At 67.2% G+C, this 26927-nt stretch carries 21 protein-coding genes and 1 pseudogene; 17 read left to right on the top strand and 5 right to left on the bottom strand.

The window, feature by feature from the left end; genetic code table 11:
• Window positions 1–124 precede the first annotated feature (124 nt).
• Window positions 125–1819, top strand: coding sequence for a class I adenylate-forming enzyme family protein (locus ACN4E0_RS05385; RefSeq protein ID WP_419566413.1), 1695 nt, complete (start codon window positions 125–127; stop codon window positions 1817–1819).
• Window positions 1816–4575, top strand: a complete 2760-nt coding sequence (locus ACN4E0_RS05380; RefSeq protein ID WP_419566410.1) for a [protein-PII] uridylyltransferase — start codon at window positions 1816–1818, stop codon at window positions 4573–4575. The genes ACN4E0_RS05385 and ACN4E0_RS05380 overlap by 4 nt, the downstream gene beginning before the upstream one ends.
• A gap of 60 nt (window positions 4576–4635) precedes the next feature.
• On the opposite strand, the gene ACN4E0_RS05375 is transcribed toward ACN4E0_RS05380, so the two are convergent.
• Window positions 4636–5307 carry a YggS family pyridoxal phosphate-dependent enzyme gene (locus ACN4E0_RS05375; protein ID WP_419566408.1) on the bottom strand — a complete coding sequence of 224 codons (672 nt, stop codon included), beginning with the start codon at window positions 5305–5307 and terminating at the stop codon, window positions 4636–4638.
• 106 nt (window positions 5308–5413) lie between these two features.
• On the opposite strand from ACN4E0_RS05375, the gene ACN4E0_RS05370 reads away from it, so the two are divergent.
• The 5 genes from ACN4E0_RS05370 (at window position 5414) to ACN4E0_RS05350 (ending at window position 12989) form a co-directional block, all read left to right on the top strand.
• Window positions 5414–5881 (top strand): thiamine phosphate synthase, encoded by a 468-nt coding sequence (locus tag ACN4E0_RS05370; protein ID WP_419566407.1) that lies wholly within the window; start codon window positions 5414–5416, stop codon window positions 5879–5881.
• Between the two features lie 56 nt (window positions 5882–5937).
• Entirely contained in the window at window positions 5938–8280 is a 2343-nt protein-coding gene (locus ACN4E0_RS05365; protein ID WP_419566405.1) for a DNA translocase FtsK 4TM domain-containing protein, read from the top strand.
• Between the two features lie 55 nt (window positions 8281–8335).
• Window positions 8336–9925 (top strand): DUF389 domain-containing protein, encoded by a 1590-nt coding sequence (locus ACN4E0_RS05360; protein ID WP_419566403.1) that lies wholly within the window; start codon window positions 8336–8338, stop codon window positions 9923–9925.
• Between the two features lie 130 nt (window positions 9926–10055).
• Window positions 10056–11171: an alanine dehydrogenase gene (gene ald / locus ACN4E0_RS05355; RefSeq protein WP_419566401.1), complete on the top strand. Its 1116-nt coding sequence runs from the start codon at window positions 10056–10058 to the stop codon at window positions 11169–11171.
• A gap of 63 nt (window positions 11172–11234) precedes the next feature.
• Window positions 11235–12989, top strand: coding sequence for a diguanylate cyclase (locus ACN4E0_RS05350; protein WP_419566398.1), 1755 nt, complete (start codon window positions 11235–11237; stop codon window positions 12987–12989).
• Here the strand turns inward: ACN4E0_RS05350 and ACN4E0_RS05345 are convergent.
• From ACN4E0_RS05345 to ACN4E0_RS05335, 3 genes are read right to left on the bottom strand one after another with little or no spacing between them, the layout of a single operon-like run.
• The gene (locus tag ACN4E0_RS05345) at window positions 12986–13384 is read right to left on the bottom strand and encodes an acyl-CoA thioesterase (protein ID WP_419566396.1); all 399 of its coding nucleotides are present in this window, start codon (window positions 13382–13384) and stop codon (window positions 12986–12988) included. The two genes, ACN4E0_RS05350 and ACN4E0_RS05345, sit on opposite strands and share 4 nt — an antisense overlap.
• 1 nt (window position 13385) lies before the next feature.
• A complete protein-coding gene (locus tag ACN4E0_RS05340) occupies window positions 13386–13997 on the bottom strand; it encodes an HAD family hydrolase (RefSeq protein ID WP_419566394.1) in 612 nt (203 codons plus the stop codon).
• A complete protein-coding gene (locus ACN4E0_RS05335) occupies window positions 13997–16093 on the bottom strand; it encodes a S9 family peptidase (protein ID WP_419566508.1) in 2097 nt (698 codons plus the stop codon). Before ACN4E0_RS05335 ends, ACN4E0_RS05340 begins: the two co-directional genes overlap by 1 nt.
• A gap of 158 nt (window positions 16094–16251) precedes the next feature.
• Between ACN4E0_RS05335 and ACN4E0_RS05330 the strand changes: the two genes are divergently transcribed.
• The 6 genes from ACN4E0_RS05330 (at window position 16252) to ACN4E0_RS05305 (ending at window position 22009) form a co-directional block, all read left to right on the top strand.
• Window positions 16252–18054: an aminopeptidase P family protein gene (locus ACN4E0_RS05330; RefSeq protein ID WP_419566392.1), complete on the top strand. Its 1803-nt coding sequence runs from the start codon at window positions 16252–16254 to the stop codon at window positions 18052–18054.
• Between the two features lie 71 nt (window positions 18055–18125).
• Complete coding sequence (locus ACN4E0_RS05325) at window positions 18126–18521, top strand: VOC family protein (RefSeq protein ID WP_419566389.1); 396 nt, start codon at window positions 18126–18128, stop codon at window positions 18519–18521.
• Window position 18522: 1 nt separating this feature from the next.
• A complete protein-coding gene (locus ACN4E0_RS05320) occupies window positions 18523–18921 on the top strand; it encodes a cupin domain-containing protein (protein WP_419566386.1) in 399 nt (132 codons plus the stop codon).
• A 180-nt stretch (window positions 18922–19101) separates the two neighbouring features.
• A complete protein-coding gene (locus tag ACN4E0_RS05315) occupies window positions 19102–19818 on the top strand; it encodes a calcium-binding protein (RefSeq protein ID WP_419566385.1) in 717 nt (238 codons plus the stop codon).
• Window positions 19819–19868: 50 nt separating this feature from the next.
• Entirely contained in the window at window positions 19869–20606 is a 738-nt protein-coding gene (locus ACN4E0_RS05310) for a response regulator (protein ID WP_419566382.1), read from the top strand.
• Window positions 20606–22009: an ATP-binding protein gene (locus ACN4E0_RS05305; RefSeq protein WP_419566379.1), complete on the top strand. Its 1404-nt coding sequence runs from the start codon at window positions 20606–20608 to the stop codon at window positions 22007–22009. The genes ACN4E0_RS05310 and ACN4E0_RS05305 overlap by 1 nt, the downstream gene beginning before the upstream one ends.
• 101 nt (window positions 22010–22110) lie before the next feature.
• Here ACN4E0_RS05305 and ACN4E0_RS05300 read toward each other — a convergent pair whose 3' ends face one another.
• The gene (locus tag ACN4E0_RS05300; RefSeq protein WP_419566377.1) at window positions 22111–23637 is read right to left on the bottom strand and encodes a helicase HerA-like domain-containing protein; all 1527 of its coding nucleotides are present in this window, start codon (window positions 23635–23637) and stop codon (window positions 22111–22113) included.
• Between the two features lie 110 nt (window positions 23638–23747).
• Between ACN4E0_RS05300 and pabB the strand changes: the two genes are divergently transcribed.
• From pabB to ACN4E0_RS05280, 4 genes and pseudogenes are all read left to right on the top strand, one after another.
• Entirely contained in the window at window positions 23748–25559 is a 1812-nt protein-coding gene (gene pabB, locus ACN4E0_RS05295; RefSeq protein ID WP_419566375.1) for an aminodeoxychorismate synthase component I, read from the top strand.
• Window positions 25556–26212: an RluA family pseudouridine synthase gene (locus ACN4E0_RS05290; RefSeq protein WP_419566374.1), complete on the top strand. Its 657-nt coding sequence runs from the start codon at window positions 25556–25558 to the stop codon at window positions 26210–26212. The genes pabB and ACN4E0_RS05290 overlap by 4 nt, the downstream gene beginning before the upstream one ends.
• Window positions 26205–26609, top strand: coding sequence for an alternative ribosome rescue aminoacyl-tRNA hydrolase ArfB (arfB, locus tag ACN4E0_RS05285; RefSeq protein WP_419566372.1), 405 nt, complete (start codon window positions 26205–26207; stop codon window positions 26607–26609). The genes ACN4E0_RS05290 and arfB overlap by 8 nt, the downstream gene beginning before the upstream one ends.
• Window positions 26610–26852: 243 nt before the next feature.
• A pseudogene (locus ACN4E0_RS05280) lies at window positions 26853–26927 on the top strand (50S ribosomal protein L33); the annotation flags it as partial.

Below are 26927 nucleotides of genomic sequence, written 5' to 3'. Positions count from 1 at the left end.
GCGACCCATCGGGGCGGCTTTTGGCATAGCAGGGGTTTTGGGGAAAGCCTGCGTCGAGCCGCAATATATGCGCGAGCCTCGGGCACGAGGACGCGCGCCGATTGGAGAGGACACGAAACAACCCATGCCGACACAACTCGACAAGGACATCCATCGCATCACCGCTGCGGTCACTGCCGCCGGCCAGATGTTCGAGCTGACCGAAGTCACCCGCCGCGGGGTCCCCATGCCCGCGTTCAAGAACGCCCCGCCGAGCCTCGCCCACTATTTCGCGCATTTCTGCAACGAGAAAAAGGATGAGCTGTTCATCGTCGATGGCGAGATGCGGCTGACCTTCGGCGAGATCTGGCATGCCGCGAGCCATGTCGCTCACGGACTTGCGACCACCCACGGCATCGAGAAGGGCGACCGCGTCGGCATCGCGGCGCGCAATTCGGCCAACTGGATCATCGCCTATATGGGCGTGCTGATGGCCGGCGGCTGCGCGACGCTGCTCAATGGCTGGTGGACCGGGGAGGAACTCGCCTACGGCATCGGGCTGTGCGAGTGCAAATTGGTGCTTGCCGACCCGCAGCGCGCCGCCCGGCTCGAAGGGATCGACCATTCGGCCAAGGTTGTGACCTTCGATCACGGCCAGCCCGCCGAAGGGCTCGCACCGGTCTGGGCCGCGGGCGATACGGCGATGCGGATGCTCGGCGAGATCGGGCCCGACGACCTGGCCACCATCCTCTACACCTCGGGCTCCACCGGTCACCCAAAGGGCGCCTATTCGGACCATCTCGGCGTGGTCTCGGGGACGATGAACTACGTCTGCCAGACGGCGATGATCCTCCAGTTGCTGACCGAGCGTGACGAGGCACCCACCGTCCAGCCGAGCGCGCTTGTCGCCGTGCCTCTGTTCCACGTGACGGGCGAGGTCCCGCTGCTGCTGCAGAGCTTCGCGCTGGGGCGCAAGCTGGTGCTGATGCCCAAGTGGGACGCGACCGAGGCGCTGCGCCTGCTCGAGAAGGAGCAGATCACCTATTTCGTCGGCGTGCCGCTGATGAGCTACGAGATCGCGGTCCATCCCGAGCGCGAGAAATACGACCTCTCGCAGTGCAAGACCTTCGCCGGCGGCGGCGCGGCGCGCCCGATCGAACACGTCAAGAAGATCAAGGACGCCTTCCAGGACGGCTACCCCGTGCTCGGCTACGGCCTCACCGAAACCAACGGTGTGGGCGCGGGCAACCTCAACGAGAACTACCTCGCCAAGCCCAGCAGCACCGGCATGCCCTCGCTGCCGCTGGTCGACATGGCGATCCTCGACGACGACGGCCAGCCGATGGCGCAGGGCAAGGTCGGCGAGGTCTCGATCCGCTCGGTGTGCAACTTCCTCGGCTATTGGAAGAACGAGGAAGCGACCAGCGCCGCCTATTCGGACCAGGCCTATTTCCGCACCGGCGACCTCGGCTATCTCGACGAGGACAATTACCTGTTCATCGTCGACCGCAAGAAGGACATCATCATCCGCGGCGGCGAGAACATCTCCTGCATCGAGGTCGAGGAAGCGATCTACGCGCATCCGGCGGTGGCCGAATGCTCGGTCTTCGGCCTGCCCGACGAGCGCTTCGGCGAGATCCCCGCGGCGGTCTATTACACGCATGAAGGCAAGGACGTGACGGTCGCGGACCTGCAGGAATTCCTGCGCGAGCACATCGCCGCCTTCAAGGTGCCGACCGTGATGTGGAAGAGCGAGGAGCAGCTGCCGCGCCTCGGTACGCAGAAGGTCGACAAGCGCAGCGTCAAGGCGGCCTATGCCAAGGAGCATCTCGCCGCTTGAGTACCCGCCGCATTCCCCGCCAGCGCGCGATCATCGACCGCCGCGGGCTGGCCGCCGAGATCGACGCGCTGGTCGGGGAGCGGGGCGACAAGGCCCGGCCCGAGATCGTCGGGCTGCTCAAGGACGCGCTCGACAGCGGGCGCGCCGAGCTCGCGCGGCGGCTCGAGGAAAAGCCCTCGGCCGGCCACGAGAATGCCGGCGGCTTCGCCTTCCTGATCGACCAGCTGATCCGCGTGATCCACGACCACGCGGTGACCCATCTCTACCCCAACGCCAACCGGTCGCAGGCCGAACGGCTCGCGATCATGGCGGTGGGCGGGTACGGCCGCGCCGAAATGGCGCCGCATTCGGACGTCGACATCGCCTTTCTCGTCGGCGGCCGGAAGACCGCGTGGTGCGAACAGGTGGTCGAGGCGATGCTCTACCTGATGTGGGATCTGGGGCTGAAGGTCGGCCATTCGACACGCACGCTCGACGAGGCGATGCGCCTGTCGAAGAGCGACCTCACCATCCGCACTGCGCTGCTCGAAGGGCGCTATGTCTGGGGCGATCAGGAACTCTATGACGAAGGGTCGCGGCGATACACGGCCGAGGTGGTGCACGGCAACGAGCGCCAGTTCGTCAGCGAGAAGCTGGCCGAGCGCAATGCCCGCCACAAGCGGATGGGCGACAGCCGCTACGTCGTCGAGCCCAATGTGAAGGACGGCAAGGGCGGCCTGCGCGACCTCCACACGCTCTACTGGATCGGCAAGTTCATCCACCGCGTGCGCGCTGCCGCCGAACTCGTCGACGTGGGCCTGTTCACGCCGGAGGAATATCGCAGCTTCCGCCGGGCGGAGAACTTCCTCCTCGCGGTGCGCAGCCACATGCATGTGGTCACCGGACGCGCCGAGGACCGGCTGACCTTCGACCTTCAGCGCCGCATCGCCGAGCGGATGAATTTCGCCGAACGACCGGGCAAGAGCGCGGTCGAACGCTTCATGCAGTTCTATTTCCTCCAGGCGAAGCGCGTCGGCTCGCTCACCGGCGTGTTCCTCGCGCATATCGACGACCAGTTCGAGGCGAAGACCGCACGGCGCGGCTTCTTCGCCGGGTGGAAGGCGAAGGCGCGGATACTCAAGGGCTATCGCGTGTTTGGCGGCAAGATCGCCGCGCCGTCCGACGACTGGTTCCGGAAGGACCCGGTCCGGTTGATCGAGATCTTCCAGCTGGCCGAGGCCGAGGAGCTCGAGATCCATCCCGAGACGATGCGCCAGGCCAATCGCGACAGCGGGCTGATCGACGCCGCGATCCGCGAGGATGCCCGCGCCAATGCGCTGTTCCTCGACCTGCTGTGCGGGCGCAACGATCCCGAAACCGTGCTCCGCTGGATGAACGAGGCGGGCGTGTTCGGAAAGTTCGTGCCCGATTTCGGCAAGGTCAACGCGCAGATGCAGTTCGACATGTACCACCACTATACGGTGGACGAGCACACCATCCGCGCGATCGGTCTGCTCAACAAGATCGAGAAGGGTGAACTCGCCGACGACCATCCGCGCGCGACGCGGCTGATCCACAAGGTCAATTCGCGGCGGGTCGCTTATGTCGCAGCGCTGCTGCACGATATCGCCAAGGGGCGCGGTGGCGACCATTCTGTGCTCGGCGCCGAAGTGGCGGAAGAGCTTTGCCCGCGTTTCGGCCTTTCCGACAGCGAGACCGAGATGGTCGCTTGGCTGGTGCTCAACCACCTGCTGATGAGCCACACCGCGCAGAAGCGCGACCTGACCGATCCCAAAACGATCGAGGATTTCGTCGGCCAGGTGCAGAGCGCCGAGCGGTTGCGGCACTTGGCCATTCTCACTGCGGTCGATATCCGCGCGGTCGGGCCGGGCACGTGGAACAGCTGGAAGGGCCAGCTGCTCGGCGAGCTCTACGACATCTCGAGCGAGCGGCTGCGGCTCGGCCACATGCGTCACGGGCGCGAACAGAAGGTGGCGCACAAGCAGGACGAGGTCAGGGAGATTCTCGGTGACAAGGCCAGTCTGGTCGACGATCTCGCCAAGACCATGGGCGAGGCCTACTGGATCGCCGAGCCGGTCGACATCATCGCGCTCAACCTCGTCCACTACGCCGTGGCGCGCGAGCTCGAACACGAACTGTCGATCCACTGCGAGTTCTACGAGGCGCGCGGGGCGACGCTGGTGACGGTGATTGCCGCCGACCACCCGGGCCTGTTCTACCGCATCGCCGGCGGCATCCATCTCGCCGGGGGCAATATCATCGATGCCCGGATCCACACCACGCGGGCGGGCTGGGCGCTGGACAATTTCCTCGTCCAGGACCCGCATGGCGAACCATTCGCCGAGGAAGGCCAGCTCGCGCGGCTCGAGCAATCGATCGCCGATGCGCTCGCCAACAGGGTCGACCTCGCGCCGCGCCTCGCCCAGCGCCCGCTGGCACACAGCCGCGCGCGCGCCTTCGACGTCGCGCCGCGCGTGCTGTTCGACAACAAGGCCTCGAACAAGTTCACCGTGATCGAGGTCAATGCGCGTGATCGCCCGGCGCTGCTCAACCGGCTCGCACGCGTGCTGTTCGAGAGCCGCCTCGTCGTCCAGTCGGCGCATGTCACCAATTACGGCGAGCGCGCTGCGGACACCTTCTACGTCACCGATCTCACCGGCGGAAAGCTCGAGCCCGGCGAGCGGATGAACCGGATCGAGGCGCGGCTGATGGAAGCCGCCAGCGATGCGCTACAGGACCGGCTCGAAAACGCGTAGGGTTTCTTGCTGCCCTACCGCTTCGCTGCTTGAGGGCGTTCTTGCGGCCCTAACGCTTCGCTACTTGAGGTCAGGGCGCTCGCCGAACAGCGCGGTGCCGACGCGGACATGCGTCGCGCCCAGCTTGACCGCGGTCTCGTAGTCGCCGCTCATTCCCATGCTGCGTCCGTCGAGACCATGGTCGCGGGCGAGTTTGTCGAGGAAGGCGAAGAAGGGCGCGGGTTCGATCTCGAAGGGCGGGATGCACATCAGTCCGGCAAGCGGGATGTCGGCCGCACGAGCCTGTTCCAGCAGCGCGGGCAGCTTTGCCACCGGACAGCCGCCCTTCTGCGGCTCCTCGCCGACATCGACCTGGACGAAGCAGGGGATCCGCCGGTCGAGCTTGTCCATCGCCTTGGCGAGCGTTTTCACCAGGCTCGGCCGGTCGAGCGAATGGATCATGTCGAACAGCGCCACCGCGTCCTCCGCCTTGTTCGACTGCAACTGGCCGATCAGGTGGAGCTGCACCGCCGGATGCGCCTCGCGCAGCGCGGGCCATTTGCCCTGCGCTTCCTGCACGCGGTTCTCACCGAAATGGCGTTGCCCTTCGAGGAGGAGCGGTTCGACCGCCTCGGCGGGATGCGTCTTGCTGACCGCGATCAGCGTCACCTCCTCGACCTTGCGCCGGGCGATTGTGCAGGCCCTGGCGATATTCGCCTGCACCTGCTGAAGCGGAGTCTCTGCCTTTTCCATCGCGCCGCGCTATAGCGTGTACGTGCCGCGAAACCACCATCATCCTGAGCCCGGTCGAAGGGCCCTTCCCCTGCTCTGGCTGCTCAGCGATGCGCGGAACGATGCGATGATTGAGGAGGCATTGCGTGCCTTGCCGCCGGGCTCGGGCTTCGTGTTCCGCCACTACCACCTCGATCCCGAGACGCGGCAGGCACGCTTTGCCGCGCTGGCCGACGTCGCGCGAAGCTGTGGCCATGTCGTGATCCTGGCGGGTTCGGAGCCATGGGGCGCGGACGGACATTACGGCCCTCCCGAGCGCCTCGGCGAGGGACTGCGCCTCGCCACCGCGCATGACGGCGCGGAACTGCAGGCGGCGATCGCGGCGGGAGCCGACGGCATCTTTCTTTCGCCCGTCTTCCCCACCGCCTCGCACCCCGGCGCTGCGTCGCTTGGCGTGCACGGCTTCCATGTCCTCGCCCAGCAATCGCCGATACCGGTCATCGCGCTCGGCGGGATGACAGCCGACCGCGCGCGCGCGCTCGACTGGCCGCGCTGGGGGGCGATCGACGGACTCGCTTCGACGAAGGTCGCTTGACGCGCGAGTCCCCGAGGACTCATACTGCGTGCATCCAACGGATCAGGGGAATTTTCATGGCCACGCGCGCAGGCGCAGCACCCGATTGGCGCGCGGCCTTCCGCCGCAGCTTCCGCCGCGCCACGCATATGGCGGGGGCGGGGCTGCTGTTCGCGCTGCTCGTCTTCCTCGCGCTGGCGCTGGCGAGCTACACCCAGACCGACCCGAGCTCCTCGACCGCGGCGAGCGGGGAGGACATCCGCAACTGGATGGGGGCGAGCGGCGCCTGGATCGGCGAACGCGCGCTCAACTATTTCGGCATCCCCGCGGGCTTGCTGCTGCCGCTGCTGTATATTTCCGCGCGGCGGCTGTGGAGCGGGGTCGAGCACGAGGACGAGGAGGAGACCCCCGGGCGCTGGTGGGGGCCCTTCGCGCTGCTGCTCGCGGCGATGGTCCTGCTCGGCACGGTGCTGGCGCTGGTCTTCGAGGAAACCAGCGGGAGCCTTCCGGCCGGCTATGGCGGGCTCTTCGGCCAGCTCGGCGGGCTCGGGATCGAGGCGGTGGCCGATCGCTTCGGCGGCGATTTCGCGGGTTGGATCGTGCTCGCGCTGGCGCTGGTCGCGCTCGGCGGCGGCATCGCTCTGGTCACCCGCGTCTTCGCGATCGACTGGGCGCAGTTCCTGACCCTGCCCGATTTTCTGGCGCGCAAGGCGCAGCTGCCCGAACTCGACCTGCCGCTCGTGCCGAAGAAGCAGAAACGCGCCAGGCTGCTCGACGAAGGGGAGGAGGACGCCGCGACCGAGGCGGCGCCGCCGCGCGAATCGCGCCGCGCGCCCGAGATCGCCGATCCCGCGCCGCTGCCCGCGCAGTCGAAGCCGTCCAGGCCCAAGCAGCGCGACATGTTCGCGAGCTTCCAGCTTCCGAGCCACGATCTGCTCGACGACGCGCCCGAGAATGCGGCGCCCAAGCTCGACAAGATGGCGCTGGAACGCAACGCGCGCCTGCTCGAAAACGTGCTCGACGATTTCAACGTCAAGGGCGAGATCACCGCGGTGCGCGCCGGCCCCGTGGTCACCATGTACGAACTCGAACCCGCGCCCGGCATCAAGGCCAGCCGCGTGGTCGGCCTGGCCGAGGACATCGCGCGCAACATGAGCGCGATCAGCGCGCGCGTTTCGCCGATCCCGGGCCGGACCGTAATCGGCATCGAGCTGCCCAATGCCGACCGCCAGATGGTCAGCTACAAGCAGCTCGCCCAGTCGGCGGCCTTCGTCGACCACAAGGGCAGCCTGCCGATGATCCTCGGCAAGGATATCGCCGGCGAGCCGATCGTCGCCGACCTCGCCGCCATGCCGCATCTGCTCGTCGCGGGTACCACCGGCTCGGGCAAGTCGGTGGGCTTGAACGCCATCCTGCTGTCGCTGCTCTATCGCTTCACGCCCGACGAATGCCGCCTGATCCTGATCGATCCCAAGGTGCTCGAACTCAAGACCTACGACGACATCCCGCATCTCCTCAGCCCGGTGGTGACCGAGCCGCACAAGAGCGTGCGCGCGCTCAAATGGGCGGTCGAGGAGATGGAGAAGCGCTATCGCATGATGTCGAGCGTCAACTCGCGCAACATCGCCGGCTTCAACGAGAAGATCCGCTCCGCCATCGCCAAGGGCAAGCCGCTCGGCCGCCGGGTGCAGACCGGCTTCGACCCCGAAACCGGCGAGGAGCTCTACGAGGAAGAGCAGCTCGATTACGAACCGCTGCCGCTTATCGTGCTGATCGTCGACGAACTCGCCGACCTGATGGTCACCGTGGGCAAGGAAATCGAAGTGCTGATCCAGCGCCTCAGCCAGAAGAGCCGCGCGGCGGGTATCCACCTGATCATGGCGACGCAGCGCCCCAGCGTCGACGTCATCACCGGCGTCATCAAGGCCAACCTGCCGACGCGCATCAGCTTCAAGGTCACCAGCCGGATCGACAGCCGCACCATCCTGGGCGAGCAGGGCGCCGAGCAGTTGCTGGGCAAGGGCGACATGCTCTACAAGCCCAACACCGGGGCGATGATCCGCGTCCACGGCCCCTTCGTCAGCGACGAGGAGGTCGAACGCGTCGCCGATCACTGGCGCGCGCAGGGCAAGCCCGACTACGTCGACGCGGTCACCGAGGAGCCCGAGGACGGCGGCTTCAATTTCGAGGACGAGTTCACCGCCTCCGACAATCCCGAAGAGCGCAAGTACCGCCAGGCCTGCCAGATCGTGGTCGAGAACCAGAAGGCGAGCGGCAGCTGGCTGCAGCGCCAGATGGGCGTCGGCTACAACACCGCCGCCAAGTGGATCGAGCGGATGGAAAGCGAAGGGCTGGTCGGCCCGGCGAACCATGTCGGCCGCCGCGAGATCTTCCGCGACCAGGACGGCAACCCGATCTGACGGTTTCACACAAGGGGCGGGACTTTGGAAAGGTTGCCCGCTAGATCGCGCGGTGATGGCCAATCCTCCCGACATACCCGCCGACGACTGGTCCGACGAAGCAGACGGCAAGCCCGGCACCGATTACCCCAAGCGCCGCCCGATCAGCCGGTGGACGATCCTGCGCGCCATCGCCGAAATCCGCATGTGGTGGCGCGATGGCGTGATCGCCGATCTCGACCATGTCGCCACGATCGAACGCGTGCGCGGCGAATCGCTGCTGACCAGCCGCTACGTCTTCATGACCGCGATGAGTGCCGGGATCGCCATCCTCGGCCTGCTGCTGTCCTCGCCTGCGGTGGTCATCGGCGCCATGCTGCTCTCGCCGCTCATGAACCCGATCATCGGCACCGGCTTCTCGCTCGCCACCGGCGATGCCGACTGGCTGCGGCGCTGCGGCAAGGCACTGGCGGCCGGATCGATCTTCGCGATCCTGTTCTGCGCCATGATCGTCTTCCTCTCGCCGCTGCAGACGGTGACCGAGGAAATCGCGGGGCGCACGCGGCCCAACCTGTTCGACCTGCTGGTGGCGCTGTTCTCGGCGCTCGCCGGCTCCTACGCGGTGATTCGCGGGCGCGAGGGCACCATCGTCGGCGTCGCCATCGCGACCGCCCTGATGCCTCCCCTCGCAGTGGTCGGCTTCGGTCTCGCGACCTTCAACTGGACGGTCTTCGCCGGGGCGCTGGGCCTGTTCGTGACCAATCTCGTCACCATCGGCCTGACCGCCGCCGTCATGGCCAAGCTCTACGGCTTCGAGTCCGATGTCACGAAACGCAAGGGCAAGCTGCAATCGCTGGTGATCCTGGCGGTGTTCATCGCCATGGCCGTGCCGCTGGGATTTTCGCTGAGGACGATCGCCTGGGAGGCCAACGGCCAGCGCATCGTCAACCAGGAGCTCGCCGACGCCTTCTCCGACCGCGCGCGGGTCGACCAGCCGATCGTCAATTGGGATTCCGAACCGATCGCGGTTTCGGCGAGCGTGTTCACGCCCGAATTCAGCGCCAATGCCGACAGCGAGGTGGCCAAGCGCCTCCAGCGGCGCCTGGGCCGTCCGGTCGTCGTCACGATCGACCAGTTCCAGGTAGGGACCGATCCCGGCGCCGCCGAACAGGCAGCACTGGCGCAGGCGCGGGCCCGCGAAGCGGCCGAAGCGAGCGAACGGCAGATCGCCAGCCTCGCGCGCAGCCTGGCGCTGATCGCCGGCGTCGACCGTCAGGACGTGCTGCTCGACCGCGACAATCGCCGCGCGCAGGCCACCGCCGCGCCGCTCGAGGGCATGGCGCTGGCGGGCTATCGCGAGCTCGAACGCAGGCTCGAGCGCACGGCGCCGGGATGGACGGTCGAATTGCGGCCCCCGCTCGTGAGCCTGCCCGATCTGAGCGTGGGCGAAGAGGGTCTCGATGCCGAGAACACCCGGCGGCTCGCGCTGATCCGCTGGGCTGCGCAGCGCACCGGGTTGCGCATCACCCTGAGCGGCAGCGAGAAGGCCGTCGAGACGCTCACTGCCGCGCTCGGAGACGACCGCCGATGGGTCGACACGCGCATTGCGGGAAGCGGCAGCGCCGTTACCGCCGCCTGGTCGACCTCGGCGAGCGCACCGAACTAGCCCTCGCCGCGCAACAGGGCCGTAGGCCGCTGCCTCGCTCCCTCGACAGTGCCGCCCGGCGCGGCGACCGTGGGCTTGCCCCGGATTGGTTGCAGTTGTAACGGGCGCCGCAGATCAAGGAGTCCTCCCCATGCTCATCGGCAGCCCCAAGGAAATCAAGAACCACGAATACCGCGTCGGCCTGACGCCCGAGAGCGCGAAAGAGCTCGTCATGCAGGGCCACGAGGTGTGGATCGAGACGCAGGCCGGTTGCGGCATTGATGCGACCGACGCGCAATATGTCGCCGCCGGCGCCCGGATCGTCGACGGTCCCGACCCGATCTTTGCCGAGTGCGAAATGGTGGTGAAGGTCAAGGAACCGCAGGCGGTCGAGCGCAAGAAGCTGCGCGAAGGGCAGATTCTCTACACCTATCTCCACCTCGCGCCCGATCCGGAGCAGACGAGGGACCTCGTCGACAGCGGCGTCACCGCCATCGCCTACGAGACCGTCACCGGTCCGCGCGGCCAGCTGCCGCTGCTGAAGCCGATGAGCCAGGTCGCCGGGCGCATGAGCGTCCAGGCCGGCGCCACCGCGCTCGAAAAGGCGCATGGCGGACGCGGCGTGCTGCTCGGGGGCGTGCCGGGGGTGATGCCGGGCAGGGTCGTGGTGATCGGCGGCGGCGTGGTCGGCTTCAACGCCGCGCAGATGGCGGTCGGCCTCGGCGCCGATGTCACCATTCTCGACCGCGATCCCGAAGTGCTCGAGAAGGTCGGCACGCATTTCGAGGCCCGTGCGGCGACGCGCTTCTCGAACGCGGCGAATCTCTACGATGCGGTGACCACCGCCGATCTGGTTATCGGCGCGGTGCTCATCCCCGGCGCGGCGGCGCCCAAGCTGGTCAGCCGCGAGATGCTCAAGGACATGCAGAAGGGCGCGGTGCTCGTCGACGTCGCGATCGACCAGGGCGGCTGCTTCGAAACCTCGAAGCCGACCACACATGCCGATCCGACCTATGTGGTCGACGACGTCGTCCACTATTGCGTCGCGAACATGCCCGGCGCGGTGGCGCGGACCAGCACCTATGCGCTCAACAACGTCACCCTGCCGCATGCGCTGCGCATCGCGCGGCTCGGCTGGAAGGCGGCGCTCGCCACCGACCCGCACCTTGCCGAGGGGCTCAATGTCCACAAGGGCCAGGTGACCTACGAAGCCGTCGCGAATGAGCTCGGCTACGACTATCGTCCGGTGAGCGAACTGCTCGTCTGACCGAGTTGCTTCCCCGCGCGATTCCTTAATCGGCCTTTAAGTCTGTCGCGCTATCGCGAGCGCGTGGGACGGGTAGAACCAGCCATTCTTGCGCAGGCCCTCCGGGCGCTGCTGCTCGTGCTGTGCGCGAACCTTTTCGCCGTGCCTGCGACAGCCCAGCAGGGTCCGGGTTTCGCCAAAGGCTCGACTTGCTGGACATCGGGCGCGCGAACCCTGCGCTATGCCGACCTTGCCGCGCAACCGGCCCAGTGGACCTGCGCGGGCGACAGCTACGACTGGAAGCAGCCGCGCCATTTTGTCCGGCTCGACGTGCGCGGAAAGGACATCGATGCCAATGCCGCGCGATATGCGGAGTTCGACCGTCATGAATTCGAGCGGCTGACGGTCACGCTGATCGGCGCCGACGGGAACAGGGCAAGCCGAAGCTACGATTTCGACGAGACCTGGCTCGGCCGCTCGAGCCTGCACTCGATGGTCGAATTTCCGGAATTCCCGGGTAAGGTCGAGGCCGTCCTGTTCACGCTCGACGGCGGAGATTGGCCCGAATCCCTCGCCCGGGCAGACCTCGTCGCCAAGCCTTCGGTGCCGCCGACCTCCGGCTTCGTCCATCTTGTCGCGGCGCTGATCTGCGGGTTGCTGCTCGCACCGATCCTGTTCGATCTGGGCTATTTCCGTGCCCTGCGCGAGCCTTTCCCGCTGTGGCACGCGCTGTTCTGCAGCATGGCCTTCGTGCAGACCGCAGCCGTATCGGGTCTCATTCCGCTGCTGACGCCGATCGGTTTCGAGACCGAGCTATTCATCACCTACATGAGCCTCGACGTAATGGTCGCGGCAACCATGCTGTTCGCCAGCAACTTCGTCGAACCCGAATTCATCGCTCGCAGGCAACGTGTCGCACTCTTCTCCATCGCCCTCCTCGCGCTCCTGAACGGGGCGCTGACGACCTTCCTGCCCGAATTGTTCGGGGAGTGGATCGATCACGTCTATTTCGGCGCCTACATGCTGATGCTGGGTGTCTATTTCGCCGTCCTGTGGCAGGCGCGCCGCGCGGGTAGCCGGATGGCGGCCTACCTCATCCTGGGCTTCGCACCCTTCTGCTCGATCATCGCCGTGCAGTTCGTCGGTGTGGTCAGCGATGCGTTTCATACGTTCGACGAGACCTGGCCGCAGAACTTCGCCTTGCTGTTCGAGGTCGTCGCGACAGCGCTCGCGGTTGCGGACCGCTTCATTGCGATCAAGCGCGAACGCGACCAGGCCATCGACGATGCGCGCATTCTGGAAAAGCTGAGCGAGCGCGACGAGTTGACCGGCTTGCGCAACCGCCGGTCGCTGGATGCGCAGTTTGCGGACCTCGTTGCGGACGGCTTCCACACCATTGCGGTGCTCGATATCGACCACTTCAAGCCGATCAACGACCTTTACGGCCACCCATTCGGCGATGCCGTGCTGGTGTCCGCGGCTGCCGCCCTGCGGGCGGGGGACGACGAGAATCTCCTCGCCTTTCGCATTGGCGGCGAGGAATTCCTGCTGATGTTGCGCGGTCAGGATGCGGGCGCCCGCGCCGAAACGCGCCGCCGGGCCATTACCGCGCGAACGCTGTCGGACATGGAAGGGCTGGACCGGCCGGTCACGGCGAGCATGGGCGTTCTGGATTTCTCGGCCGTGGCCGGCGAACCGGGGCTCGACTTCTGGACCCTCTACACCCGCGCCGACCAACTTCTCTACGATGCCAAATGCGCCGGCCGGAACCGGACCCGCAGCGACACGCTCGACTGGTTCGTCCCCGAGGCCGCCGAAGGCCAGACAGCAGCCGCCTAGGACACGAAGGGGGCGAGCACCTCCGGCCGGACGCGGACGAGCCTCCCCGACGCCCGGTCAAGCATGGCCCAGGTCGTCGCCGCGCTGACGATGACCTTGCCCGCCGCATTGCGGAAATCGACGCGGCGGAGCGAGGTCGCACCGCGCGCCGGGCCCTCGATCCAGGTTGCGCCGGTGACGCTCTCGCCCTCGTCGATATTGCCGCGGTAGTCGATCTCGTGGCGGGTCACTACCCAGAAGAAGGCCGCGCGATCCTCGGGCCGCGCCACCGCGTCCCAATGCGCGGTCGCCATGTCCTGGATCCACTGCACCCAGACGGCATTGTTGACGTGGCCGAGCTCGTCGATGTGCTCGGCGCGGGCGGTAAACGTTCGCTGATAGGTAGGCGCGGTCATTTCAGAAACTCACAGCCAAGCTCGTCAGGTCGGCCCTCGCCCGCTCCGCTCCCGCGAATACCCGCGCGTGCATGCCGACAGCCTCCGCACCTTCGACGTTGGCCGCCACATCGTCGAAGAACAGGCTTTCTCCTGGCTGGAGCGAAGCGGCTTCCAGCAAATGCCGATAGATACGCGGGTCCGGCTTGAGAATGCCAAGTTCGGCCGAGATGGCGGCGGCTTCGAACATATCCCAAAAGTCATGGGTCGCTCTCTGGTGCGCGACGATCTCGAGCACATTGTCGGTTATGGCAAACAACCGCAAGCCGGCAGCCGCCAGATCACGCATCAGGCGAACGGTGTCTTCGATTGGAACCAGGCTCGCAAAAAGGACTTCGTAAAGCCGGTCGATCTCTGCTGCTTCGAACCCCTGCTCGTCGATATACAGCCGCTTCGCCTCCTCCATGGTGTGTTCGCCGCGATTGAGGGCAAGCCAGAGCGGATTTCCGGCCAGCGGTGACCGGAAGCCCGGCTCGGCAAGTCGCGGCTGATCGAATGCGTCCCGCACGATCGTATCGGGGTCCCAATCGACGACCACATTGCCGATATCGAAAACAATGTTCGAAATCGCCATCAGCGCTCGACCACTCCCAGCTGCCACAGCACGAAAGCGACCTCCTCCGCCGTCTCGCGGATGCTCTCGAATCGCCCCGATTTGCCGCCGTGGCCTGCGCCCATGTTGGTCTTGAGCAACAGCTCGTTGTCGTCGGTCTTCAGTTCGCGCAGCTTGGCGACCCATTTGGCGGGCTCCCAATAGGTCACGCGCGGATCGTTGAGTCCGGCGGTCACCAGCATGGGCGGATAGTCCTGCGCCACGACCTGGTCGTATGGCGAATAGCTGAGAATATAGGCGAAGGCTTGTTTCGACAGGATCGGATTGCCCCATTCGGGCCATTCGCCCGGAGTCAGCGGCAGTTCGGCATCGAGCATGGTCGCGAGCACGTCGACGAAGGGGACATGCGCCACCACCGCGCCCCACAGGCCGGGATCGGTGTTGGCGACGACGCCCATCAGTTCGCCGCCAGCCGAGCCGCCCGAAATGCTGATCCGGCCCTCCTCGGTATAGCCCTTCTTGGCGAGCCCTTTCGCCACGTCGACGAAGTCGGTGAAGGTGTTGGCCCGCTCGTTGAGCTTGCCCTGGAGATACCAATTGCGCCCCAGATCGTCGCCGCCGCGGATATGCGCGATGGCATAGGCGAAGCCGCGATCGACGAGGCTGAGGCGCGTGGTCGAGAAGCCCGGCGGGACGGCATAGCCATAGGCGCCATAGGCATAGAGATGCAGCGGTCCGGGTCCGGCGGGACGGTCCTTGCGCATCACCACGCTGACCGGGATCATCGTGCCGTCGCGCGCGGCGATCTCGAGCCGCTCGGTGACATAGAGCGAGGGATCGTAGCCGCTGGGGATTTCCTGCTGCTTGAGCAGTTCCAACTCGCCGCTTTCGACGTGGTAGTCGTAGACCGAATCGGGTGTCACCATGCTCTGGTAGGACAGCCGCAGCCTGTCCTGATGGTATTCGGGATTGTCGGTCAGCCCGGCGGTGAAGCTCTCCTCGGCAAAGGCGATCGGCTTGACCAGGTTCGCATCCGAATAGGACCGCAGCTGGATCTGGTCGAGGCCCTTGATCCGCCCCTCGGTGACATAGAAATCGCGGTAGAGTTCGAACCCGTCGAGATAGAATTCGTCCGACCCTTCGATCAGCGTTTCCCATCTATCCGGGCGGTCGAGCGAGGCGGTTGCGAGGCGGAAATTGACGTGATCGTCGTTGGTGTGGATCCACAGCGTGGTTTTCCCGCCGGCGGTGCGCAGGTCGACATCGTATTCGACCCCTTTCTCGCGCCGCCTGACGAGGATCGGGGCCGAGGTCGGGTCGTTCGCCGGCACCAGCCGCACTTCACTGGTCTCGTTGTCGCCGGTGGCGATGACCAGCCAGTCTTCCTGCGCGGAGAGCCCCGCGCCGACGCGGAAGCCCTCGTCCTCGGTCTCGCGGTAGAGTTCGACGTCTTCGGCCGGCGCGGTGCCGAGCATGTGGAGCGTGGCATCGTGGACGCGCCAGTGGTCGTCGGCGAGGCCGTAGACCAGCGCGCGATCGTCCATCACCCAGACCAGGTCGGACAGCGTGCCGGGAATCTCGTCGGGCAGGTGTTCGCCCGTTGCGAGGTCCTTGATCCGCGCGGTGAAGCGCTCCGATCCATTGGTGTCGGTCGAATAGGCGAGCAGCTTTCCGCTCTTCGAGACCGAGAAGCTGCCGAGGCGGAAATAGTCGTGCCCTTCGGCGAGCGCGTTCTCGTCCAGAATCAGCTGCGCCTCGCCCCCGCCAACCGGCTTGCGATAGTATTTGCGATATTCGGCACCCTGTTCGAATTCGGACCAGTAGAGCCAGTCGCCATCCTTCTGCGGAACGGTCGAATCGTCTTCCTTGATGCGCGCCTTCATCTCGGTGAACAGCGTCTCGACGAGCTCCTTGTGCGGCGCCATCCGCGCTTCGAACCAGGCATTCTCCGCCTCGAGATGCGCGAGCACCTCCTTGTCGGTCACTTCGGGATAGCCGGGGTCGCGCAGCCAGGCATAGGGATCGGCGATGGTCACGCCGTGATGGGCATAGGAGAAGTCGCGTTTCTCGGCGCGGGGAGGCGTGGTCGGCAGGGCGGCGGGGCGGCTCGTCGAAATGGGGAAACTCCTGAGCTGGGCAACGGGTGGAAAAGGGCGGCCAAGGGGCCTAAGTGGGGCGTATGACTATGCGCGCCCCGATCTAAGATGGCAGGGGGTGCGCCGCAAGCGCCGGGCTGCAGCCGGCGCCATCACAGGATACAAAGGATACCCCGCCCATGCTGATGCAGACCTATGAAGCCCGCCTCGACGGATTGCGCAAGGAACTGGGCAGGCGCGGGCTCGACGGCTTCGTCATCCCGATCTCCGACGAGCATATGAGCGAATATGTCGGCTCCTACGCCCAGCGGCTCAAATGGCTGACCGGCTTCGGCGGCAGCGCGGGCAGCGCCGCGGTGCTCAAGGACAGGGCGGCGATGTTCACCGACGGCCGCTATACCGTGCAGGTGCGCGAGCAGGTCGACGGCAAGCTCTACGATTACGAGGACGTGCCCGCGACCTCACCTGCGAAGTGGATTGCAGAGCACGCGCCCGAGGGTGCGAAGATCGGCTACGACGCCTGGCTCCACGGCATCGGCTGGGCCGAGGATGCGGAGAAGCTCTTCGCCAAAAAGGGCATCGAGCTGGTTCCGGTCGAGGGCAATCCGATCGACGCGATCTGGGACGACCGCCCGCAGGCCTCGCTCGCCGCGGCGGTGCCGCATGCCGACGAACACGCCGGTCGCTCGAGCGCCGACAAGCGCGCCGAGGTCGCCGACTGGCTCAAGCGCGAGGGCTATGACGCGACCGTGATCAGCGCGCTCGATTCGGTCGCCTGGCTGCTCAACATGCGCGGCGAGGACGTCGACAACACGCCGGTCGCGCTGTCCTATGTTCTCGCCCATGCCGACGGCACGGCAGAGCTGTTCATCGCGCCCGAGAAGGTCACCCCGGCGCTGACCCAGCATCTCGGCAATGCGGTGACCGTGCGCGATCGCGACGATTTCCAGCCGGCCCTGGCCGGTCTCGCGGGCAAGAGCGTGGCGGTCGATCCGAACCATGCGGTGGCGGGCATCTTCCACGCGCTCGAGGCAGGCGGGGCGAAGGTCGTGCGGACCGACGATCCGACCGTCCTGCCCAAGGCGATCAAGAACCCCGCCGAACAGCAGGGCCATCGCGACGCGCAGGCGCGCGACGGCGCGGCCGTGTCGCGCTTCCTGCGCTGGCTCAGCATCGAGGCGCCCAAGGGCGGGGTGGACGAACTCACGGCCGCGGCCAAGCTGCGCGAATTCCGCGAAGCCTCGGGCGTGCTCAAGGACGCGAGCTTCGACACGATCAGCGCCGCCGGCCCGCATGCCGCGCTGCCGCACTACAAGGTCGACGAGGACAGCAATATCGCAATCCCGCCGTCCTCGATCTACCTCGTCGATTCGGGCGGCCAGTATCTCGACGGCACAACCGACATCACCCGCACCGTGTGGGTCGGCCCGGGCGAGCCGAGCGCGGAGATGGTCGAGCGCAACACGCGCGTGCTGAAGGGCCACATCCAGCTCGACATGCAGAAATTCCCCGACCGGACCACCGGCGGTGCGCTCGATGCGCTGGCGCGCATGCACCTGTGGAACGGCGGCGTCGATTACGGCCACGGCACCGGCCACGGTGTCGGCAGCTTCCTCTCGGTCCACGAAGGGCCGCAGCGCATTTCGAAGCCCGGCGGCGCCTTCCCCGGCACCGAGACCCCGCTGCGCGAAGGCATGATCCTTTCGAACGAGCCCGGCTATTACAAGGCCGGCGCCTACGGCATCCGCATCGAGAACCTCGTGCTCGTCGTCCCCGCGGGGATCGAGAGCGAGGGCAACTATCTCGGCTTCGAGACGCTCACTTTCGTCCCGCTCGACCGCCGGCTGGTCGACAAGGGCCTGCTCTCGCCCGCGGAAATCGGCTGGTGGAACACCTATCACGCGAAGGTGTGGGACATCCTCTCGCCGCAGCTCGAAGGCGAGGACCTCGCCTGGCTGAAGGCCGAATGCGCGCCCTTGTAGGATCATTCCTGTTCCCGTAATGTTCCTGACGACTCGCGCGATCTCGCGAGTCGCGATGAAGGAGCATGGCCATGATCGGATACGTCACTCTCGGGTCCAACGATCTCGAGCGTTCTGCCAAATTCTACGACCCGCTGGCCGCCGAGATGGGCGTCGGGCGGATGATGGAATTCGAAAGCTTCATCGCCTGGGGCGCGATGGACGGCGCGCCCGGCATCGCCGCAACCAAGCCGTACGACGGCAAGGAGGCCAGTGTCGGCAACGGCACGATGGTCGCGCTCGAGGCCAGGGATCGCGACCAGGTGAAGCGGCTCTATGACATCGCGCTCGCCAATGGCGGGAGCTGCGAAGGCGAACCGGGGCCGCGCGGCGAGCCGGACGAGAACGGCATGGTGTTTTACGCCGCCTATTTCCGCGATCCGGACGGCAACAAGCTCAATGCCTTCCTGATGGACAAGGTGGCCTGACATGGCCCAGCCGCGCCGCCTCGCCGACAGCTTCGTCCACCTCGGGCTCGGCGCCACCACCGTGCCGCAGCCCCCTTTCGACGGGGTGGAGTGGTACGAAGCCTATGGCGAGCGGCACGGCGCCGACGGGCGCGAAGGCCGGCTGGTCAGCCAGCACAGCTTCACCGAGGACTGGCCGAGCTGGGAGATGCACCCGCATGGCGACGAGGTGGTGATCTGCATCGCCGGAACGATGGTGCTGACGCAGGAATTTCCCGATGGCCGGCGCGAGACGCTGACGCTCGCCGCCGGCGACTATGCGGTGAACCCGCCGGGGGTATGGCACATCGCCGATATCGCGGACCGGGCGACCGCCATCTTCATCACGGCGGGAGAAGGTACCGAGCACCGGCCCCGCTGACTTTCGCCCGGGTGAATGGCCCGGCCTGAACGCGACAAAGTATTACAATTCAGGCCAAGTTCGGGATAGTGTTGCGACATTGCAGCCCTAGACAGGGGGCACGAGTTGCGGCGGGCCTCACATGTTCCTCCCCTCAGACCCAGGGTCCGTCGCAGCTCTCCAGATTTTTGGAGACACGCAATGAACAAGACTTTCCTCACCCTTTCCGCTGCGGCGCTGGCGCTGACCGGCACGGCCGCTCTCGCCCGCCACGATGGCGAACATCACGATCCCGATGCCAATGGCGACGGGATCGTCACTCTCGACGAGGTCCGCGCGCAGGCCGCCGAAGGCTTCGCCAAGATGGATGCCAATGGCGACGGCGTGCTCGACGCCGCCGATCGCGAGGCCCGCGGCGCCGAAATGTTCGCCAAGGCCGATACCAATGGCGACGGCGAGCTCTCGCAGGCCGAAATGAAGGCCATGCACGAGGCGCGCATGCAACGCCGTGAACAGCGCCGCGAAGAACGCCGCGAGGCGCGCGCCGAACGCCGCGGCGATCGCATGGCCGAGCATTTCGCCAGCATGGATACCGACAACAGCGGCGGTCTCTCGCAGGCGGAAATGAAGGCGATGCACGAAGCACGCGGCGAGCGCGGAGCGCGCGGCGAAGGCAAGCGCCGCCACCGCGGCATGCGCGGCGGCCCTGGCGGCCCCGGCCACATGATGGCGCGCATGGCCGACGCCGACGGCGACCAGTCGGTCACCCGCGCCGAATTCGACGCGGCGGTGGCGGCCCACTTCGCCAAGCTCGACAGCGATGGCGACGGCCAGGTCACCGAGGCCGAGCGCAAGGCCGCCCGCCAAGCGATGCGGGCCGAGTGGAAAGCCCGGCGCGACACGCAGCGCGGCCAGTAAGCGCTTGATCCGGCATCGGGGCGGGCGGTAGGCCCGGGCACAGACAGACGATGACCACGCCCGCCCTCATTTCCATCCTGCTCGTCGATGACGAGCGCTCGCTGCGCGAACCCCTGGCGGAATATCTGACCCGCCAGGGGTTCGCCGTGCAGGACGCCGAAAGCGCCGCCGCGGCGCGCACGCTGCTTGCGCGCGAGACGCCCGACATCGTCCTGCTCGACATCATGATGCCGGGCGAGGACGGGCTCTCGCTGTGTCGCCACCTGGTCGAGGCGCGTCGCCTGCCGGTCATCCTGCTCACCGCCCGGAGCGAGGCGATGGACCGGATCATCGGGCTCGAGATCGGCGCCGACGACTATGTCACCAAGCCCTTCGAACCGCGCGAACTGGTGGCACGCATCCGTTCGGTGCTGCGTCGCGCCGAGCGTCCCGCCGCGACGCCTTCGGAAGAGCTGCTCTACGAATTCGAGGGTTGGCGGCTCGATCCGCTCAAGCGCCGCCTGACCGATTCCGAGGGCGCGCTGGTGCCGATCTCGACCGCCGAGTTTCGCATGCTGCGCGCCTTTTGCGACCATCCGCGCCAGGTGCTCGACCGCGACCGGCTGCTCGACCTGGTCCAGGGCCGCGAGGCGCATCTGTTCGACCGCGCGGTGGACAACCAGGTCAGTCGCCTGCGTCGCAAGATCGAGAGCGACAGCCGCAACCCTCATTTCATCCAGACCGTGCGCGGCGGCGGCTACCGTTTCGGCGCCGAGGTCACCCGCGCGATTCGCGACGGCGACGGCTGATGCGCCTCGGGCCGCGCAGCCTGCTCGGCCAGGTCATGCTGGCCCTCGCCGCCGCGTTGCTGATCGCGCAGGCGATTTCGGCGGGCATGCTCTATCGCGCGGCCAACGAGCGGCGCGAGTTCGCCTTCATGAACGCTGCGGCCTTCCAACTGCTGTTCGGCTCGCGGAGCGATGACCAGCGCCGCCGACGGGACCGTCCGCCTCCGCGCCATCGTCTGCGTGACGGAGAGAGCGGTCTGCGGCTTCCGCGCAGCTTCCGTTACACCGAGACCGCCGCTTTTCCGCTGCCTGCGGACGCTCCGCGCGATGAGCGACGCGAGGCGGTGCTCGAAACCCTGCTCGAGGCGCGGGGCATGACGGTGGAGAGCCTCGCCATCACCGTGCGGCCGCTGGCGCGGGAACCGGGCATCGCGCGAACGATCCGGAATACCGGCGCGCTGCGAGGGTCACGGCAGGGCCTCCCGCGCGACCTGATGGTGGTCGCGCTCAAGCAGCAGGGCAGCGACGTCTGGCAGGTGGTCCGCCTGCCGGTCCCCCCGCCCGATCGCGCCGTGGTGCGCACGCTCGTGCTGCAGACCGTGATCCTTTTCGCGGTGCTCGTGGGCCTGCTCTATTTCGTCCTCCGGCGCATTACCCGCCCGCTCGACGCCCTCGCCGAGCGCACGCGGCGCTTCGCCGGAGCGGGATCGGCCGAACCGCCGTTGCCCGCGTCCGGGCCCGACGACGTGCGCAAGCTGATCGAGGCGCACAATGCGATGCAGGCGCGGATCGTCTCGATGCTCGACGAAAAGGACGTCATGCTCGGCGCGATCGGGCACGATCTCAAGACTCCGCTCGCCGCACTGCGCGTGCGCATCGAAAGCGTCGAGGACGATGCCGCGCGCACGCGGATGGCGGCGAGTATCGAGGACATCACGAAGACGCTCGACGAGATCCTCGCGCTGGCCCGCGTCGGGCGCAACGATACCCCGGCCGAGATGACCGAGCTCGGCGCGCTCGCCGCCTCGGTGGTCGAGGAGTTCGAGGACATGGGCCGCCCCGTGACGCTGGCGATGCAGGGGCGCGTCGCCGCGCCGGTCCACCTGACCTGGCTCAAGCGCGGGCTGCGCAACCTGATCACCAATGCGCTGCGCTATGCCGGCACCGCGCGGGTCGAGGTGCTGCGCGCCGACGGCGTGGCGATCCTTCGCGTCGACGACGACGGGCCCGGCATTCCGGAGGACCGCATCCAAGCCATGCTCGAGCCTTTCACCCGCGGCGAGGCGAGCCGCAACCGCGCCACCGGCGGCTCGGGGCTCGGCCTGACGCTGGCGCGCGCGGTGGCCGAGCAGCACGGCGGCACCCTGGTGCTCGCCAACCGCCCCGAGGGCGGCCTGCGCGCCGAGTTCCGGATTCCCTTGTAGTCACGCGAGCGGCGCCAGCCCGCACCTCCGCCCGGCCACCCGATCAGGATGATGTCATGGGTGGCCGGGCGGGGGTGCGGGCTGGTGCCGCGAACGACGAATCAGCGCATCAGCCCGCCGATGATGTTGCGCACGAAGGCGTTGAGGCCGGTCCGCACCGGGTCGGCGCTCGACTTCTTGCCCAGCACGCTCGCAACGGCGATCGATGACAGCGAGCCAGCGGCGGCGGTGGCCGCAGCCTTGCCGGCCCTGGTCCACATCGAGGTGGTCTTGCGCGGCCGCTTGGCGACTTCCTCGCGCCCCTTTTCCGCGACCTCCTCGGCGGTGGCGGCGGCATCGGCGGTCTTCTGCGCGAGCACTTCCTCGGCGCTCTCGCGATCGACCGCGGTGTCGTATTTGCCGTCGAGATCGCTCACCGAATTGATGATCTTGCGCTCCTTCCCGGTCACCGGGCCGAGCCGCGAGCGCGGCGGCTTGATCAGCGTGCGCTGGACCACGGTGGGCGCGCCGTCCTCGTCGAGCGTCGAGACCAGCGCCTCGCCGACTTTCAGTTCGGTGATCGCCTGCGCGACGTCGAGATCGGGGTTGATGCGGAAGGTTTCGGCCGCCGCCTTGATCGCGCGCTGGTCGCGCGGGGTGAAGGCGCGCAGCGCGTGCTGCACGCGGTTGCCCAGCTGGCCGGCGATCTTCTCGGGAATGTCGATCGGGTTCTGGGTGACGAAATAGACCCCGACGCCCTTCGAGCGAATCAGGCGGACGACCTGTTCGACCTTGTCCTCGAGCGCCTGCGGGGCATCGTCGAACAGCAGGTGCGCCTCGTCGAAGAAGAACACCAGCCTGGGCTTTTCCGGGTCGCCCACCTCGGGCAGGCTCTCGAACAGTTCGGCGAGCAGGCACAGCAGGAAGGTCGCGTAGAGCTTGGGCCCGCGCATCAGCCTGTCGGCGGCGAGCACGTTGATCACCCCGCGCCCCTGTTCGTCGACGGCGAGGAAATCGTCGATTTCGAGGGCCGGCTCGCCGAAGAACAGGTCCGCGCCCTGGCTCTCGAAGCTCAGCAGCTGGCGCTGGATCGCGCCGACGCTGGCCTTGGTGACATTGCCGTATCTGGTTGAGAGTTCGGCGGCATGTTCGGCCGTGTGCGCCAGCATCGCCTGCAAGTCGCCGAGGTCGAGCAGCAGCAGCCCCTGTTCGTCGGCGAAGCGGAAGACGATGGTCAGCACGCCCTCCTGCGTCTCGTTGAGATCGAGCAGGCGCGCGAGCAGTAGCGGGCCCATCTCCGAGATCGTCGTTCGGATGGGAAAGCCCTGCTCGCCGTAGAGGTCCCAGAAGACCGCGGCGTTGTCGGCATAAGCATAGTCCTCCATGCCCAGTTCGCGCGCGCGGCCCTCGAGCTTGTCGGCATGCTTGAACTGCGGCGATCCGGCCATCGAAATGCCCGCGAGGTCGCCCTTCACGTCGGCGACGAAGACCGGGACGCCCGCAGCGGAGAAGCTTTCGGCAAGCCCCTGCAGCGTCACCGTCTTGCCCGTGCCGGTGGCGCCCGCGATCAGCCCGTGACGGTTGGCCTGACCCAGCCGCAGCACCTGCCGCTCGCCATTCGCGCCCAGCCCGAGGAAAATCTCGCTCATCGTCCCGCCCGCTCCCGCTGATCGTGTGCTCCCCTGCTGTGGCGCAGCGCTGTGGGCGCGGTCAAGCAATCCCTCGACAGGCGCGGCACTTGCGGTAAAGGCTGCCAGCGATGGCGGATAGGCCTCCCTTTGTCCTGCTCGACGATGCGCGCGAAAGCGGCGCGGCGGATGCCCTGCTGTTCGAAAACCCGCGCGAGGTATTCGTCGCCCATCGGGCCGAGCAGGTCGAAGATGTGCTGGCGATGGCCGAGGAAGCGCGGCGCGCAGGTGGTGAGCTGGCAGGCTACATCGCCTATGAGGCGGGCCTTGCGCTGGAAGAAAAGCTCCGCTCGCTGGCCGATGCGCGCAGCGGAGGAGCAGGCCCGCTGGTGTGGCTCGGCCTGTTCGAAGCACCGACGCGAATACCCGCTGCCGGGGTGCCCGAATGGCTGGCCACCAATGCGCAGGGAGGGGGCAGTGTCGGTCCGCTCGATCCGCAAATTTCGCCAGGCGGCTATGCCAAAGCCTTCGAGGCGCTGCAGGAGGCGATCCGCGCAGGCGATATCTACCAGGCGAACCTGACCTTCCCGCTGGCGGGCAATTTCACCGGGGACCCGATCGGTCTCTACGCCACGCTGCGCCCGGCCGCGCAGGCGGGCTATGGCGGGGTGGTGTTCGACGGGTCGCACTGGCTCTTGAGCCTCAGCCCCGAGCTGTTCGTCTCGCTCAAGGGCCGCGAGGCCAAGGCCAAGCCGATGAAGGGCACGCGCCCGCGCGGCGGCGACCCGGCGTCCGACCGCGCGCTGGCGGAGGAGCTCGCCGGATCGGTCAAGGACAAGGCCGAAAACCTGATGATCGTCGACCTGATGCGCAACGATCTGTCGCGCGTCGCCAAGGCCGGCAGCGTGCGCGTCGACGAGCCCTTCGCGATCGAGAGCTATCCCACCGTCCACCAGATGGTCAGCGTGGTGCGTGCGCAGCTGAAGGAGGGCACCGACGCGGTGGACCTCGTCCGCGCGCTGTTCCCCTGCGGCTCGATCACCGGCGCGCCCAAGATACGGGCGATGGAGCTGATCGGCGAGGCCGAGCGCGATCCGCGCGGGCCCTATTGCGGGGCGATCGGGCGAATCGGGGCCGATGGCGATGCCGCCTTCAACGTCGCGATACGCACGCTGCGGCTAACCGAGATCGAGAACGGCCGGGGCAAGGCGGTGCTCGGCGTGGGCGGCGCGATCGTCGCCGACAGCGAACCGCGCACCGAATGGCGCGAGGCTTTGCTCAAGGGTGCCTTCGCGCGCACCTCTTCACCCGATCACCGCGCGGCGCAATTCGACCTCATCGAGACCATGCGCTTCACTCCCGAGGGCGGTATTCCCTTCCTCGAGACGCATCTCGAGCGGATGAAGGCGAGCGCGGCGGCGCTGGGCCTGTCGTTCGACCGGCACGAGGCGCGCAACCAGCTCCACGCGCTGTGTTTCGTGCTCGAAAAGCCGAGCCGCGTGCGCCTGCTCGCGGCGCGATCGGGCGCGCTCGCGCTCGAGGCGCAGGACATGCCCGAACCCTGGCCGCAGCCCGCGCGCTGCATCGTCCTGCCGCTGCCGGTCGATACGGGCGACTGGCGCCTGCGGCACAAGACCACCGATCGCGGTTTCTACGACGATGCGCAGCGGATCGCCCGCGAGCACGGTGCGCAGGAGGCGCTGTTCGTGCGCGAGGACGGGCTGCTGACCGAGGGCAGCGTGACCAATATCTTCGTGCGCGGCGAGGACGGCGTGCTGCTCACCCCGCCCGCCCGGCTCGGTCTGCTGCCCGGCGTCTTTCGCCGGACTTTGCTCGACGAAGGCCGCGCGCGCGAGGTCGAATTGCGAATCGAGGACTTGGAAAACGGCTTCTTCCTCGGCAATGCGCTGCGCCTGATGATTGACGCGAGGCTTGCCCAATGACCCAGATACCGATCCTGTTCGAAGACGGCGAGGCGCTGGTCATCGACAAGCCCGCCGGCCTGCCGGTCGAGCGCCCGCGCCGCGGCGGCCCCTGCCTCGAGGACCATTTCGAGGAACTGAAGCTCGGCTTCCAGCGCGCCCCCGTGCCGGTCCACCGGATCGATACCGACACCAGCGGCTGCCTGCTGCTGGCGCGCAATCCCAAGGCGCTCAAGCGCTTTTCGAAGGGTTTCGAGGAGCGGCTGGTCGAGAAGCGCTATCTCGGCGTGCTCGCCGGCGTGCCCGAGACGAGCGAGGGCACGATCGAGCTGTCGCTGTCGAAGATCAGCAGCGCGGGCAAGGGCTGGCGCATGATCGCCGCGAAGAAGGGCAAGCCGTCGATCACCCACTGGCGCGTGCTGGCCGAGATCGACGGGCGCGCGCTGGTCGAATTCCGCCCCGAAACCGGTCGCACGCACCAGATCCGCGTCCATTGCCAGGCGGGGCTCGGCCTACCGCTGCTCGGCGACCCGGTCTATGGCGACGGGAAGGGGGCGCCGCGCACCATGCTCCACGCCGCCGCGCTCACCGTCCCGCGCGAAGGCAAGCCGCCGATTTCTGCCACTGCTCCGCTGCCGCAGGACTTTGCCGCCCTCGGCTTCAGCGATGGGTAGGATAGCCGACAAGGCACTCGAAATCGCGGAGGAGAAGTTCATCGCCTCTTCCGGCCCTGGCGGGCAGAACGTCAACAAGGTCGCCACCGCGGTGCAGCTGCGCGTCGACGTGTTCCAGCTGGGCATGCCGCCCGAGGCCTTCGAACGATTGAAGGAAATCGCCGGCAGCAAATTCACCAAGGGCGGCGAGATCGTCCTCACCGCGAACGAATACCGCACGCAGGACCAGAATCGCGAGGCGGCGCGCGAACGGCTGCTGGCGCTGCTGTCCGAGGCGCTCACCCCGCCGCGCAAACGCAAGAAGAGCCGCGTCAACCGGGTCGGCAAGGTCAAGCGGCTCAAGGCGAAAAAGGTGCGCGGCGAGGTCAAGGAAAAGCGCGGCAAGGTCGACTGGTAGAGTGCTTGACTTTTCCCCGTGAATCACACAAAGGGCGCGCCGGACGGCGGTGCAGCCGTTCTTTTCGTTTCTGGGAAACGATTTCGGCACCAGCCCACTCCCCCACCCGGCCACCCAATAGGGTATGCTGATGGGCGGCCGGGTGGGGGAGTGGGCCGGAACCGTCTCCGCGAAGCGCAAGGAACACGCCGCCCTTGTTTTTTCAGGCCTCAGCGGCCCCATTCAGATCTTTAGGAACACGCCATGGCGAAGCCCGCAACCGTCAAGATCAAGCTCGTCTCGACCGCCGACACGGGCTTCTATTACGTGACCAAGAAG

This window comes from Qipengyuania sp., assembly GCF_048550555.1.
In the GTDB taxonomy this organism is placed as follows: domain Bacteria; phylum Pseudomonadota; class Alphaproteobacteria; order Sphingomonadales; family Sphingomonadaceae; genus Qipengyuania.
The sequence above is the reverse complement of the archived record's forward strand: the minus strand, read 5'-3'. Positions and strand labels throughout refer to the sequence as shown.